Genomic DNA, 13,808 nt, shown 5'->3' with positions numbered 1-13,808 from the left:
ATCTTATCAATTTCAGCCTTTGGAACTTTTCTAAGCTTAAGTCCGAAAGCCATGTTATCATATACAGTCATGTGTGGATACAGAGCGTAGTTCTGGAATACCATGGCGATATCTCTGTCCTTAGGCTCTACATCGTTAACAACTCTGTCACCGATCTTAAGTGTTCCTGAAGAGATATCTTCAAGTCCAGCGATCATACGAAGTGTTGTTGACTTTCCACATCCTGAAGGTCCTACGAAAATAATAAATTCTTTATCCTGAATCTCAAGGTTGAAGTCTTTAACAGCCTCAAAACCATTAGGATATACTTTAGTTACATGCTCAAGTGATAAACTTGCCATACCTTATATTCCTCCTAATTCATCAATAGCTTAATGCTATAAACAAGTATAGCGGTGGAGGTGTTTATTTACTATTCACTTATTTCACAAATATTTTACAATTCATTAGCAAAACTGACTAGCAATCAGGCGACTTTTCCACAATTCTGAAATATTGACGAAGAATCTAAAAATTCTATATGCAATTTGACCATTGCCTATTCGTGATAAAAGACTACCTGACCTGCTCCACGAGCTTTCGACTCCGTCAAAGCTGCTTTTGATGCAGCGAGAAGATTAGCATATTTTTTGCCATCCTTAGGTGCCACAGCTCCCCCAACACTCAGCGAAACTACGCCGTCCTCATTTCCCTTCATGGTCTTGAAATCATGCGTGAGCATTACCATTGAATCAACTTGCTTTCTGATATCCTTTCCGGCACTTATATCTTTCATAAAAACAACAAACTCACCGTTGTCAAATCCGCCGACAACATCTGACACCCTGTATTTTTCAGATAGCTTTTTGGCAAAACCAACAATAATTGCATCGACGATCTCTTCGCCTTTTGCTATTCGCAGGTCTTTTAAACCATTTATAGCAATAAGGAACATAAGTCCATATTGGCTATCGGATTCACCCAGGTATGCATTTATCTGCCTTTCAGTAGATTCTTCAGTCAAAAGACCTGTTCTTGTATCTCTATCCTTCTTATTTCTGTTTCTTTTGCTAAAAAATGTAGCTAAGAGATGTCCCAAAAACAGACTTACGCAGAGAAGTACAAGAAGCACCATAACCCAAATATACATGGCATAATAATCATGAAGCGGCTCATCTAAAGCCCTGTCCATGTTCTTATAACTTATATAAGCTACAAGAGCACCTCCGGAAAGTGGTGCCGGCACAGTGATCATATACCCGTATTTAGGCATTTCTTCAAAAAATGGATTACGCTGAGCTATAGCATGCTGGAATTTGTTCTGGTCAGAGCCTTCAGGTAACGCCTCCCAGATAAAATCAATATCCGCATCATTGTTGCGTAGCCTCTCACCATACTCTGTAAGGATATGACCTCTGACAGCAACCCACGCACCGTAGTCAATAAGCTCCTGTTTTTCAAATATTCCTTCTGATAAACTCTCGATATTGAGAATAGATATAAGATACCCTTTGTTTTCTTGCGATAAATTCAATCCATTTACAAAAGCAACGCTTCTGCCACCAAAGGGATCTTCATTGATAATGAGCACGCCGGAACTTCCGACATCAAAGCCTCCGACAACCTGCTCAAAGAAACTATAATCAGATAAATTTACAGTCTTTCCGCGCTCATTATACCCTGCACCTTCTATATCACAGATAAAAGAAGTATTGCTGTCTGTGCTATTTACAATAAGCTCCAGCCAGCTTATGATCTCTTTCTTATCTGAAATAAGATCACATCCGATAAGAGCCTTTGTGCAAGTATCCTGATAATCACGGATCCTGATATAATTTATATCTTTATCGTACATCACTGAAGAAAGCTCTGAAGAGACTGTCTCATTAACATACTTGGAAATGCCATCTCTTAGCACTTCCCTGTAAGATCTAAAAACAATCCCCATAAGAACCGCAAACATAAGCACTATTGTAGCGCACGTTACAAGAGCTTTCTTCATTTGTCACCTCTTAAAAACACAAGACAATCAATTCTGCTCTTCCTCATCAAGCTTCTTTATAGCTGCATCGAGTTCTTCCTCTTCAGAGAGGTTTTCCTCTTCAGGTTCAAATCGCTTGAACGTTCCATTATAGAGCATAGCATTTAAATAACTTGGTCCGGCAAATCCCAAAAGTATAAGTACCGGAACAGCTTTTAAGTCAAAGAAATAAAAAACAACAAGCGGAATTCCGGAAATGATAGTCATAAGAATTGTCTTTGGGAAAGCAAGTATTGCCATGAGCAAAGAATTCTTTAAGGTTGCTGCATTTGTATTTACAAACTTAGAAAGGATTGGAAATACATACAGTGAAACCATATAAAGGAATGCGCTCAGAGCAATGATCGCATATCTGTAAATTCCACTTAAATTATTAAGGATAAAGAAATCCAAAACAAGGATTCCGGCTATCGCAAATTTAATGATCTGAAGAATCATTCCCTGCTTAAAGTTCTCTTTGAATGATCTGAAATAGGTCTTTGTAATATAACTGTCTTCATCTCTTACGATCTTCAAAAGAACAAAATGCATAGCAGTACATGCAGGTCCTAAAATACTTGAACAGATAATACCAAATATCCATGCCCATAATACTGCGCTAAGGAAGTAGTTGTAATCAAGTTCAGCTCCATCAAAAAGAACCGGACCAAGCGCCGGTCCAAGGAAAAGAACCTGCTCAAAAATAAGTGGTATGGCAAATATCAAAGTAAGGATATTTACCCACATAACATCTGCGAGTCTTGTAAGAGCTCGCATCAAAGGACTCTCTAAATCAAAAATTTTTCCCATAAGTTAACTCCTCAAACAAAGCTTCATTGGTGTGAATCTGATGCCGTCGGCCGTCATTTCTTCAGCGACATCTTTAAATCCCCTTTTGTGGTAAAAACCGACAGCTATCGGTGCAGCATTGACTGTCAGTTCATCCACCCCCTCTTCTTCAAGAGCATACTTTGACACATACCTGACTAGTGCAGTCCCAATGCCATAATCATGGTAATCCCCGTCTACAAAAAGAAGTGATATGTGTTTCCGTTCTCTAAGAGAAATCATTCCCAGATATTTATCGTTATAAACCGCAACAAAAAGTTGATATTGCCCGGCGATAAACATCTTTCTGAGCATATCGTCATTTACAAAATTTCTGAAATTGGTTATTCCTTCTTCAGAATAATCAGGGGCGTCAAACCTTGCAAAAGTATCCCATGCAAGTTTCATCGCCCCATCCCAATCAGAATGGTAAGCACACCTTACCATTATTTTTGATCTGTCAATTTGCAGTGCCACTCTTTAACACTCTCATTATCCAAGCATACTGATCTTCGTATACTTTTTCTCTTCCAATCTCCTGCTGAAGTTCATGACGCATTCCGTCATAAATCTTAAGCTCTACATCTTTGATCTCAAGTTTATTCTTGTAAATATCGTAAAGTTTGCTAAATGCTTCTCCATAGTTTCCAACAGGATCTTCAGCACCACCTGTAATGAGAATAGGAAGGTTCTTAGGGATATCTTCCATTCTGTCAACATCCTGAATTCTTGTCAGAAGTTCAGCCATAGTCTTGAATCCGTTAAGAGTGAAAACGAAGTTACATCTTGGATCAGCAACATATTTATTAACGCTTTCTTCATTGTGTGAAAGCCAGTCAAACTTTGTCTTGTGATCAGGGATCTTCTTTAAATATCCCTTAAATGCCATGTTATTGATCATCTCAGAACGATACTTTGTTCCAAAAATAACCTGTAAAACACTTACCAAAGTGCTCAAAGACTTAACTGTTCCGCTTGGCATAGCAGCAGTTCCCTGGATTATAGCACCATTTATACCTGTGCCATAGCGTGTGATGTACTCTCTTGCTACAAAAGACCCAAAGCTGTGACCAAGGATAAATACCGGAACTCCGGGATACTCTTCCTGAGTCATCTTTTTCAATCTGTGAGCGTCACGTACAAGCACCGTTGCAGGGTCGTCTTTGCAAAAGAAACCATAGGTACCCTTTCCGGCTGTAACAGAACCGCCGTGTCCTAAATGATCGTTTCCCATTACAAGTATGCCTTTTTCTGCTAAAAAGTTCGCAAACTCTTCATAACGATCAATGAATTCCTGCATTCCATGAATGATCTGTAAGATAGCTACCGGCTTACCTTCAGGTATCCATCTGACTGCATGGAGCATGGTCTGTCTGTCTCTTGATTTGTAAGTCAATTCCTCTTTGCGTACCATTGGAAAAACCTCCCCATAATTGTTTGTATACTTATATGATACCATTTATTCCAAAGCTTCGCTCGAAAAACATATTATCAGCAGATTTCTGCTCCTGATGGCATATCTTTTTCAGGTGTCATAAGGGCAAGATTTCCTTCTGCATCCTCTGCGCAAAGGAGCATTCCCTCTGACATTACACCTGCAAGCTTAGCAGGCTTAAGGTTTACGAGAACCATTACCTTCTTGCCAACCATTTCTTCAGGAGAATAGTACTTTCTGATTCCTGATACGATCTGTTTAACCTGGCTTCCAATCTTAACCTGTGAACAAAGAAGCTTCTTGGACTTCTCAACTGCTTCACATTTGATGATCTCACCAACCTGGAACTGCATTGCTCCAAACTGGTCAAAAGTAATCTCTTCTTTTGCAGGGATATCAATAGCCTCTGCCTTTTCGCTCTCCTGCGCCTTTACAGGAGTAGCTGGAGCAAGTCCTGCTTTAGCCAGATTCTTTGCGGCTTCAGCCTGTGTTCTCTCAAACTCTTCCTTCTGCTTTTTGGTTATCTCTGCAGCCTTCTCAAGAACATCCTTTAAGTCCTTACGAGCAAAAAGCATCTCTGGATTCTCAGTAACTTTTGTACCATTCTTGCAAACGCCAAATGTACCAAGAGTATCAAAATCTCTATCAGGAGTATTAAGCTGCTCTTTTATCTTCTGTGCTGTCTCAGGCATAAATGGATCAAGAAGAGCTGCGCCAATTGAAATAGCTTCTACAAGGTTATAAAGAACTGTTGATAATCTGTCCTTTTTGCTCTCGTCTTTTCCAAGTACCCAAGGCTCTGTCTCATCAATATATTTATTGCATCTCTTGAACAGTGCAAATATCTCTGTAAGTGCATCTGCAACTCGAAGCTCATCCATCTTTGCTTCTACTTTTGCATAGCATCCTGTTACAACAGCCTTAAGATCAGCATCTACTGCCTCTGTAACGTTCTTGTCAGCCACAACGCCGCCAAGATACTTATTGCTCATAGCAATAGTACGGTTTACAAGGTTTCCAAGTGTATTTGCAAGGTCTGAGTTGAATCTTTCTACTAAAAGCTCCCATGTGATAACACCATCATTATCGAATGGCATCTCATGAAGAACAAAGTATCTTACAGGGTCTACGCCAAAGAGACTAACAAGGTCATCTGCATAGATAACGTTGCCCTTTGACTTACTCATCTTTTCACCGCCCTGAAGAAGCCATGGATGACCAAATACCTGCTTAGGAAGTGGCTCACCAAGTGCCATAAGGAAAATAGGCCAGTAAATTGTATGGAATCTTATAATGTCTTTTCCAATAAGATGAAGGTCTGCAGGCCACCACTTTTTGTACTCTTCTGAGCTGTTACCGTCAGCATCATAACCGATTCCTGTGATATAGTTTGTGAGGGCATCAAGCCATACATATACTACATGCTTTTTATCGAAATCAACCGGGATTCCCCATTTGAAAGATGTTCTTGAAACGCACAGATCCTGTAAGCCTGGAAGAAGGAAATTGTTCATCATCTCATTCTTTCTTGATGCAGGCTGAATAAACTCAGGATGTGTGTTGATATACTCAATAAGTCTGTCAGCATATTTGCTCATTTTAAAGAAATATGCCTCTTCCTCTGCAGGGTGAACAGGACCGCCGCACTCCGGGCACTTTCCATCCTTAAGCTGAGACTCTGTATAGAAAGCCTCACACTCAGTACAGTACATTCCCTTGTATGATCCCTTGTAAATGTCGCCCTGGTCATAGAACTTTTTGAATATCTTCTGAACCTGTTTAACATGATCCTCATCTGTTGTTCTGATGAATCTGTCATATGATGTATCCATGAGGTTCCAAAGACCCTTTATTGTGTCTGAAACCTGATCTACAAATTCCTTAGGTGAGCTGCATCCTGCCTCGATTGCTCTTGTCTCGATCTTCTGGCCGTGCTCATCTGATCCTGTCTGGAAATGAACATCAAATCCATCTCTTCTCTTATATCTTGCAATAGCATCAGCAAGCACTATCTCATAGCTGTTTCCGATGTGTGGCTTACCTGATGTATAAGCTATCGCAGTTGTAATATAGTATTTACCCTTATTCTGCATTAAATAAACCTCGTCTTTCTATATCAATTACCAGCACAAAAGCTCATAGCCTGTCTCAGTTACCAAAAGCTCTACTTCCCACTGTGCTGATGGCTTAAGATCTGCTGTATAAACAGTCCAGTCGTTGTCCTCATCGATGAATATCTCGTTAGTTCCCATGTTTACCATAGGTTCAATTGTAAATACCATACCCGGAACCATGAGCATTCCTGTTCCCGGCTTACTTACAAAGCTTACAAAAGGTTCTTCATGGAAAGCGTTTCCACATCCATGTCCGCCAATCTCTCTAACTACAGTATATCCATTCTTTAAGGCATGCTGATGAACCGCATTGCCCATATCTCCGATAGGTGTCCATGGCTTAACTGCCTTAAGTCCCTCTTCAAGGCACTCTTTGGTAACATCTACAAGTCTCTTTTTCTCAGGAGAAACATCACCTATGCAAAACATTCGTGATGAATCAGAGAAATAGCCATCAAGTATTGTAGAACAGTCAACATTTATTATGTCGCCATCCTTAAGGATAATATCTTTAGATGGAATTCCGTGGCACACTTCTTCATTAATAGATGTGCATACACTCTTAGGAAATCCTTCATAGTTAAGATCTGCAGGGATTCCTCCCATCTTGGTAGTTGTGTTATACACAATATCATCAATTTCCTGAGTGCTCATTCCGGCATGGATCTTTTCACCGATCTCATCCAAAACAGCCATATTTATGACTGCACTCTTTTTGATACCTTCAATATCCTTTTCAGTTTTGAAAAGGCTCCTGTCAGGGATTATCATACCCTGATGCTCGAACTGTATCAGTTTATCGTCAAAAGCAGCATGGCAACTCTTATATTTTTTGCCGCTGCCGCACCAACAGGCATCGTTTCTTTCTAATCTTTTATACATATCATTCCTTCTTCATAAAAACGATAATTTCACAAGTATAGTATGCCTTTTCAGGCTTTAACTGTCAACTTGCTGTTAACTATCTCCTTAACAGGACTGTTCCTTCTAAGGTAGTCGATCAAAAGATCCGGCATCTCATCAGGAAAGCTCTTTACTGTTTTGCTGTTTCCTATGCATGCATATCCGCCGGTACCTGTAGCTCTGTAATTGCTGGTAACAAGTGTGTATGTCTTATTGTCCTCGAGCTCAGTTCCATCAAGCTTCCTTAAAAGAGTGACTCTCTCTCCGAGAGGCTTTGTGATATCAAGAACATACTCAAGTCCTGCATAAAAGTCGTAGTTGTAATGCTCGATCTTTGGCTGTAAAAAGATATTTGAAATCTTAAGCTTTCCATCTTCATCGATCTCAAAATATTCAGCACATCTCTCAAGGGCTTGTTTGATTACAGCCTTTGTAACTTCTTTTACCTCAACAGTATTGGAGAACTGGTAAATTCCAAGAACGTCCCTTACTGTTATATCCTTCTTAAGTCCAAGAGGATCGTTGGAAAGGCTGGTGCATGAGAAGTCAGCACCTGTATATTCAAGCTGCACCTGATTAAATATCGCAGCAACCTTACTTCCCTTTATAGCAACTTCAAGCTTTGGCTCAGGGTCGATAGCCTTTTCAAGGCATCCGATCGGCTCATCGAGCCATTTCTGAATCTTTGAGTTGAGGTCATCCATGAAATCATGGGCTTTAGCGATTTCAGCATATTTTGCATCAGGTTCTTTTACCGGAACAAGGCTTGATGTGATATCCCAGGCACCATCCTTCTTGTCAGCAAATACTTCGCAGTACTTCATAGCCTTTGCCGGTGGCTGAACACCGTAGCTGCCCTCTATGCTGATGCCCTCCACAGCCATATGCTGATGGCCTGTAAGAACAATGTCAAAACCAAGCTCTCTCATGATCTTGCATGCCTGATTCTCTGTTGTATCAGATAAAAGCTCTCCGGATGAAAGATCTTCCTCGAAGCCTCCATGATAGATGCAAACTGTTATGTCGCATTTATCCTTCATTATTTCAAGTTCTTTTTTTACTGCCTCAATAGGATCAGAAACCACGAGCTCTGTAAGGTGGTCCTTCTGTTCCCAGACATTAACATATCCTGTAACAGCTCCTGTGATTCCGACTTTGGTGCCATCCTCAAGTGTATGAATCACATGTTTCTTTATTCCAAGGGCATCTCTCTTATCCTCTACATTTGCAGAAATAAGTGTTGCATTCATAGCAGTAACAAAATCGAGGATAGCATCATAACCAAAATTAAAGTCATGATTACCAAGTGTATAGTAATCAAGCCCCATAGCGTTAAAACCTTCTGCTGCAGGGTTGAAATCATATTCATCCTTATGCTCCAAATAATAGGAAAGAAGAGGTGTTCCCTGAAGGGAGTCTCCTCCATCCAAAACAAGTGTATTTCCGTCTTTGGAAATTTGTGCAGCTATGCAAAAAAGCCCCGCATTCTCGGGGCAATTGGTAGCGTAGTTAATTGGATACACATGTCCATGTGTATCAGATGTAAAAATGATGTGCATTAATTAAAAAATCCTTTCATCTGCCTATTATAGCTTTGAAGTTATCTATATTCTCTGTTATGTTTCCTTTGAATATACTTGATCCAGCTACAATAACATTCGCTCCAGCGTCTATAACTTCCTTTAAATTGTCACAATTGATTCCGCCATCAACTTCCAGATCAGTTGAAAGACCTTTTTCATCTAACATTTGTCTGGTTTTGCGAATCTTATCCATTGTTTCAGCAATAAATTTCTGTCCACCAAAACCTGGTTCAACAGTCATTATAAGAATCATTTCAACCTTGTCAAGATATGGAATGAGTTCATGGACTGAAGTGCCTGGCTTTATGGATAATCCGGCTTTTTTACCATATTTATGGATTTCATCAATTACTGCCTGTGGATTTGAGGTGGCCTCAAGATGGAAAGTTATAAGGTCTGCTCCGGAATCTACAAAATCCTTTATATACCTGATAGGATCTGTGATCATAAGATGCACATCAAAGACTTTGTCAGTTACCTTTCTTATACTTTTGATAACCGGCATACCATAGGAAATGGATGGCACAAATGTGCCATCCATAACATCAATATGAATATACTCTGCTCCGGCCTTGTCAGCTTCTGTGATCTGCTGTCCAAGCACGGTAAAATCTGCAGATAAAATTGAAGGGCTTAAAATTATCATTACTTAAGGAATTCCTTTACTGATGCGTATACACCCTCGCCGTCAAGTCCATACTTATGAACAAGTTCTGAAGCTGTTCCTGACTCGCCGAATGTATCCTGCATTCCGAGTTTCTTTACAGGAGTAGGTGCAAGTTCAGAAAGTGCATCGCATACAGCGCTTCCAAGTCCGCCTATAACGGAATGTTCCTCAACTGTTACAACTTTGCCTGTCTTCTTGGCAGATGCTGCTACAAGCTCTTTATCAAGAGGCTTGATTGTGCAGATGTTGATTACTTCTGCTGAAATGCCGTCTTTAGCAAGCATTTCTGCTGCACTTAAAGCTGAATCTACGCAAATTCCTGTAGCTACTATTGTAACATCTTTTCCTTCTCTGACAACATTTCCTTTTCCAATTTCAAATTTGTAATCAGGTCTGTCATTAATGATGCTGCATGCAGCACGGCCAAATCTGATATAAACAGGGCCTTCATGCTCAACTGCTGCACGTACGCAAGCCTTTGCTTCAATGTCATCAGCAGGGCACATAACAACCATTCCAGGGATTACACTCATAAGAGCGAAATCTTCGTTACACTGATGGCTGGCTCCGTCCTCACCAACTGTGATTCCGGCATGTGTTCCACCAATCTTTACGTTAAGATGAGGATATCCTACTGAGTTACGAACCTGCTCAAATGCACGTCCTGCTGCGAACATTGCAAAAGAACTAACGAAAGGAATCTTTCCTGTTGTTGCAAGTCCAGCTGCGATACCCATCATGTTGCATTCTGCAATACCACAATCAATGTGTCTTTCAGGGAATTTCTTCTGGAAAACTGCTGTCTTTGTAGAAGCTGCAAGGTCAGCATCTAAAACTACAAGGTTAGGATACTCATCACCGAGTTCTGCAAGAGCATTACCATAACTCTCTCTTGTTGCTATTTTCTTTACATCGCTCATAGTGCTGCACCTGTCCTTTCTAATTCTTCCATAGCAAGCTTAAACTCTTCATCGTTAGGAGCTTTGCCATGCCAACCTACCTGATTCTCCATAAATGAAACGCCCTTGCCCTTAACTGTGTGAGCAATGATAGCTGTAGGCTGTCCCTTTGTATTCTTAGCTTCTTCAAAAGCTTTTCTTATTTCATCAAAATTATGACCATCAATGTTGATTACATGGAAGTTAAATGCTTTAAACTTCTCATCGATAGGATAAGGAGAACATACCTTATCAATAGGTCCATCAATCTGTAATCCGTTGTTATCTACGATTACGCAGAGGTTATCAAGTTTTCTGAATCCGGCAAACATAGCTGCTTCCCAAACCTGTCCCTCTTCAAGCTCTCCATCACCAAGGAGTGTGTATACACGGAATGACTTGTTATCAAGCTTAGCTGAAAGAGCCATACCACAAGCTGCTGAGATTCCCTGTCCAAGAGATCCGCTGCTCATGTCAAGACCTGGAAGATACTGCATGCTTGGATGTCCCTGAAGTCTTGAACCAAGTTTACGAAGAGTTGTAAGCTCCTCCTTAGGGAAATATCCTCTCTCTGCCATTACTGAGTAAAGGCCAGGAGCACAATGTCCCTTTGAAAGAACGAAACGATCGCGGTCAACATTCTTTGTGTCCTTAGGATCGATATTCATTTCTTCGAAGTAAAGATAAGTGAAAATATCTGTTGATGACAGAGATCCGCCCGGATGTCCTGCCCCAGCTGCATGAAGTGCTGTGATAATACTTTTTCTGACTTCATTAGCTGTTTTTTGAAGTTCCTGATTGGTCATAATTATTTTTCCTTTCTATTTTTCTGCCCTCGCTAAGTGATTACTTTTGTCCATAATAAGCATTGGCGCCGTGTTTACGGTAATAATGCTTATCCTGAAGTTCTTGTGGAGCTGGCTTAACTTCCGGATTAATAGTTTCGCACCTATAGGCCATTTTTGCAACCTCTTCTGTAACTACTGCGTTATGAACTGCTTCATGCGCATCCTTGCCCCAGGTAAATACACCGTGGTTTTTGCAAAGAACTGCAGGTACAGCCACAGGGTCTTTTCCCATGCGCTCAAACTCATTAACAATAAGATGTCCTGTGTTCTCTTCGTAAGCAGATTCGATTTCTTCCTTTGTAAGACATCTTACACATGGTATCTCCCCATAGAAGTAATCCGCATGAGTTGTTCCATAGCAGGGAATACTTCTTCCTGCCTGAGCCCAGCTTGTAGCATAGGATGAATGTGTGTGAACAACACCGCCTACTTCCTTAAATGCTTTGTAGATCTCAACATGTGTAGGTGTATCGGATGATGGGTTTAATTTACCCTCAACCTTGTTGCCATTAAGATCCATAACAACCATATCGTCAGGAGTCATGGTATCATAGTCAACACCACTTGGCTTGATAACAAAAAGACCGCTCTCTCTGTCAATCGCACTAACATTTCCCCAGGTAAAAGTTACAAGTCCATACTTAGGTAACAATATGTTTGCTTCATAAACTTTTTTCTTTAATTCTTCTAACATTTTTCTACGCTCCAATGTTTATTCTATTATCAGACCGCTAATTAATCTTCGTAATTATTGCGATAGGCTTATCAATTTATAACATTACTTTAATGAATCAACTGCTGCTCTCTCTATAGCCAGACCTGCGTTGTAATCCTTCATAAAATCGTCAAAGCCTGCAACATCTTCTTTATTTGGTTCGCAGGTCTCAACCTTTCCGCTTGCAAACACCTTATCAGAAAGATATTTCTCAAGAGTCTCACCATCCTTTTTCTGCATCATGAATCCTGCAAGGATTGCCTGTCCCCAAGGGCCGCCTTCTCCAGCTGTCTCCATAAGTTTAATAGGAGTATTGAGCGCTGCTGCCATTACTCTGTCGCCAACGCCTCTTACCTTGAAGAAACCTCCCTGTCCAAAGAAGAAGTCTGCCTTAACATTTTCTTCTTTCATAAGGATGTCATTTCCTGCCTTGAGAGCACCAAGTGCAGTATAAAGATGTGTTCTCATAAAGTTAGAAAGATTGAATTTATCATCAGGTCTTCTCACAAACAGAGGTCTTCCCTCATTAAATCCTGTAATACTCTCCCCTGAGAAGTAGTTGTAAGCAAGAAGTCCGCCGCAGTCAGCGTCACCTTCCATAGCTTTGCGGTAAAGTGTTCCATATAATGTGTCATCATCAATGTCTTTTCCGATTGCTCCTGCAAACTCTCTAAACAGAGATACCCATGCGTTGAGATCAGATGTGCAGTTGTTGCAGTGAACCATTGCAACCTGCTCTCCTGATGGTGTTGTAACAAGGTCAAGCTCAGGATATGCCTTTGAAAGGTCATGCTCCAAAACAACCATTGAAAACACTGAAGTTCCAGCAGAAATATTACCTGTTCTAACTCCAACTGAGTTGGTTGCTACCATTCCTGTTCCGGCATCTCCTTCAGGAGGACAAACCGGGATACCAGCCTTCAAATCTCCTGATGGATCCAGCTTTTTGGCGCCTTCTTCTGTAAGAAAACCAGCTCTTTCACCTGCAGGAAGTGACTTTGGAAGGATGTCAGAAAGTTTCCAGTCAAAAGAATATGATGCAACCAGTTCATCGAACTGCTCAACCATCTTTTTGTTGTAATCGCATGTTTTTGAATCAATAGGGAACATTCCGGAAGCATCGCCAACTCCAAGAACTTTTTCTCCTGTGAGCTGCCAATGAATATATCCGGCAAGAGTTGTAAAGAAATCAACTTTTGAAACGTGCTCTTCCTTATTAAGAATAGCCTGATAGAGGTGGGCAATGCTCCATCTCTGTGGAATATGATATCCGAAAACCTCTGTAAGTTTGTCAGAAGCCTCTTCTGTAATAGTATTTCTCCATGTTCTGAATGGCACAAGAAGGTTTCCCTCTTTATCAAATGCCATATAACCATGCATCATGGCAGAAAAGCCCATAGCCCCCACGCCCACCAGCTTAATGCCATATTTCTTTTCAACATCATCTTTAAGGCCCTTATAGCAATCCTGAAGGCCGCCCCAGATATCATCAAGTGTATATGTCCAGATTCCGTTGTCCAGCCTGTTCTCCCAGCCATGTGAGCCGGATGCTATTGGATTATAGTCTTCATCTGTTAAAACAGCTTTGATTCTTGTAGAGCCGAACTCGATTCCAAGAAAAGTCTTCCCCTCTTCAATAAGCTTTTTTACGTCACCCATACCTTTTCTCCTTTTACCCCATTCTTTTACTTATATAACTAATATTTTAGTTTTTGGTAAACACAAGATAATTATATACGTATTCGCCTTTTTGTGTATATTTATTTCGCTAATTTTAA

Annotated in this window: 13 protein-coding genes; all 13 read right to left on the bottom strand. The window is 40.5% G+C overall.

Annotated elements, in window-relative coordinates:
- A partial coding sequence (locus E7303_RS01545; RefSeq protein WP_292143529.1) for an ABC transporter ATP-binding protein occupies nt 1-341 on the bottom strand: 341 nt, incomplete at its 3' end.
- Nucleotides 342-538: 197 nt separating this feature from the next.
- Entirely contained in the window at nt 539-1,981 is a 1,443-nt protein-coding gene (locus E7303_RS01540) for a GGDEF domain-containing protein (protein WP_292143528.1), read from the bottom strand.
- 27 nt (nt 1,982-2,008) lie between these two features.
- Nucleotides 2,009-2,809 (bottom strand): YesL family protein, encoded by an 801-nt coding sequence (locus E7303_RS01535; protein ID WP_292143527.1) that lies wholly within the window; start codon nt 2,807-2,809, stop codon nt 2,009-2,011.
- 3 nt (nt 2,810-2,812) lie between these two features.
- Nucleotides 2,813-3,304 carry a GNAT family N-acetyltransferase gene (locus E7303_RS01530; RefSeq protein ID WP_292143526.1) on the bottom strand — a complete coding sequence of 164 codons (492 nt, stop codon included), beginning with the start codon at nt 3,302-3,304 and terminating at the stop codon, nt 2,813-2,815.
- A complete protein-coding gene (locus E7303_RS01525) occupies nt 3,288-4,241 on the bottom strand; it encodes an alpha/beta fold hydrolase (protein WP_292143525.1) in 954 nt (317 codons plus the stop codon). Before E7303_RS01525 ends, E7303_RS01530 begins: the two co-directional genes overlap by 17 nt.
- A 77-nt stretch (nt 4,242-4,318) precedes the next feature.
- On the bottom strand, nt 4,319-6,355 hold the full coding sequence (gene metG / locus E7303_RS01520) for a methionine--tRNA ligase (RefSeq protein WP_292143524.1): 2,037 nt from the start codon (nt 6,353-6,355) through the stop codon (nt 4,319-4,321).
- Nucleotides 6,356-6,382: 27 nt separating this feature from the next.
- Nucleotides 6,383-7,258, bottom strand: coding sequence for a methionyl aminopeptidase (locus E7303_RS01515; protein WP_103870057.1), 876 nt, complete (start codon nt 7,256-7,258; stop codon nt 6,383-6,385).
- A gap of 50 nt (nt 7,259-7,308) precedes the next feature.
- Nucleotides 7,309-8,838: a bifunctional metallophosphatase/5'-nucleotidase gene (locus E7303_RS01510; RefSeq protein WP_292143523.1), complete on the bottom strand. Its 1,530-nt coding sequence runs from the start codon at nt 8,836-8,838 to the stop codon at nt 7,309-7,311.
- A 16-nt stretch (nt 8,839-8,854) separates the two neighbouring features.
- Complete coding sequence (rpe, locus tag E7303_RS01505) at nt 8,855-9,508, bottom strand: ribulose-phosphate 3-epimerase (RefSeq protein ID WP_292143522.1); 654 nt, start codon at nt 9,506-9,508, stop codon at nt 8,855-8,857.
- Entirely contained in the window at nt 9,508-10,449 is a 942-nt protein-coding gene (locus E7303_RS01500; protein ID WP_022772350.1) for a transketolase family protein, read from the bottom strand. The genes rpe and E7303_RS01500 overlap by 1 nt, the downstream gene beginning before the upstream one ends.
- Nucleotides 10,446-11,273, bottom strand: a complete 828-nt coding sequence (locus E7303_RS01495; RefSeq protein ID WP_292143521.1) for a transketolase — start codon at nt 11,271-11,273, stop codon at nt 10,446-10,448. Before E7303_RS01495 ends, E7303_RS01500 begins: the two co-directional genes overlap by 4 nt.
- A 40-nt stretch (nt 11,274-11,313) precedes the next feature.
- On the bottom strand, nt 11,314-12,009 hold the full coding sequence (locus E7303_RS01490) for an L-ribulose-5-phosphate 4-epimerase (RefSeq protein ID WP_022772347.1): 696 nt from the start codon (nt 12,007-12,009) through the stop codon (nt 11,314-11,316).
- A gap of 84 nt (nt 12,010-12,093) precedes the next feature.
- Entirely contained in the window at nt 12,094-13,689 is a 1,596-nt protein-coding gene (locus tag E7303_RS01485) for a xylulokinase (protein WP_292143520.1), read from the bottom strand.
- Nucleotides 13,690-13,808: the final 119 nt, after the last annotated feature.

This window comes from Butyrivibrio sp., from assembly GCF_015056685.1.
Classification (GTDB): Bacteria; Bacillota; Clostridia; order Lachnospirales; family Lachnospiraceae; genus Butyrivibrio.
Note: the sequence above shows the minus strand (reverse complement) of the source record. Positions and strands in the feature narration are given on the sequence as shown.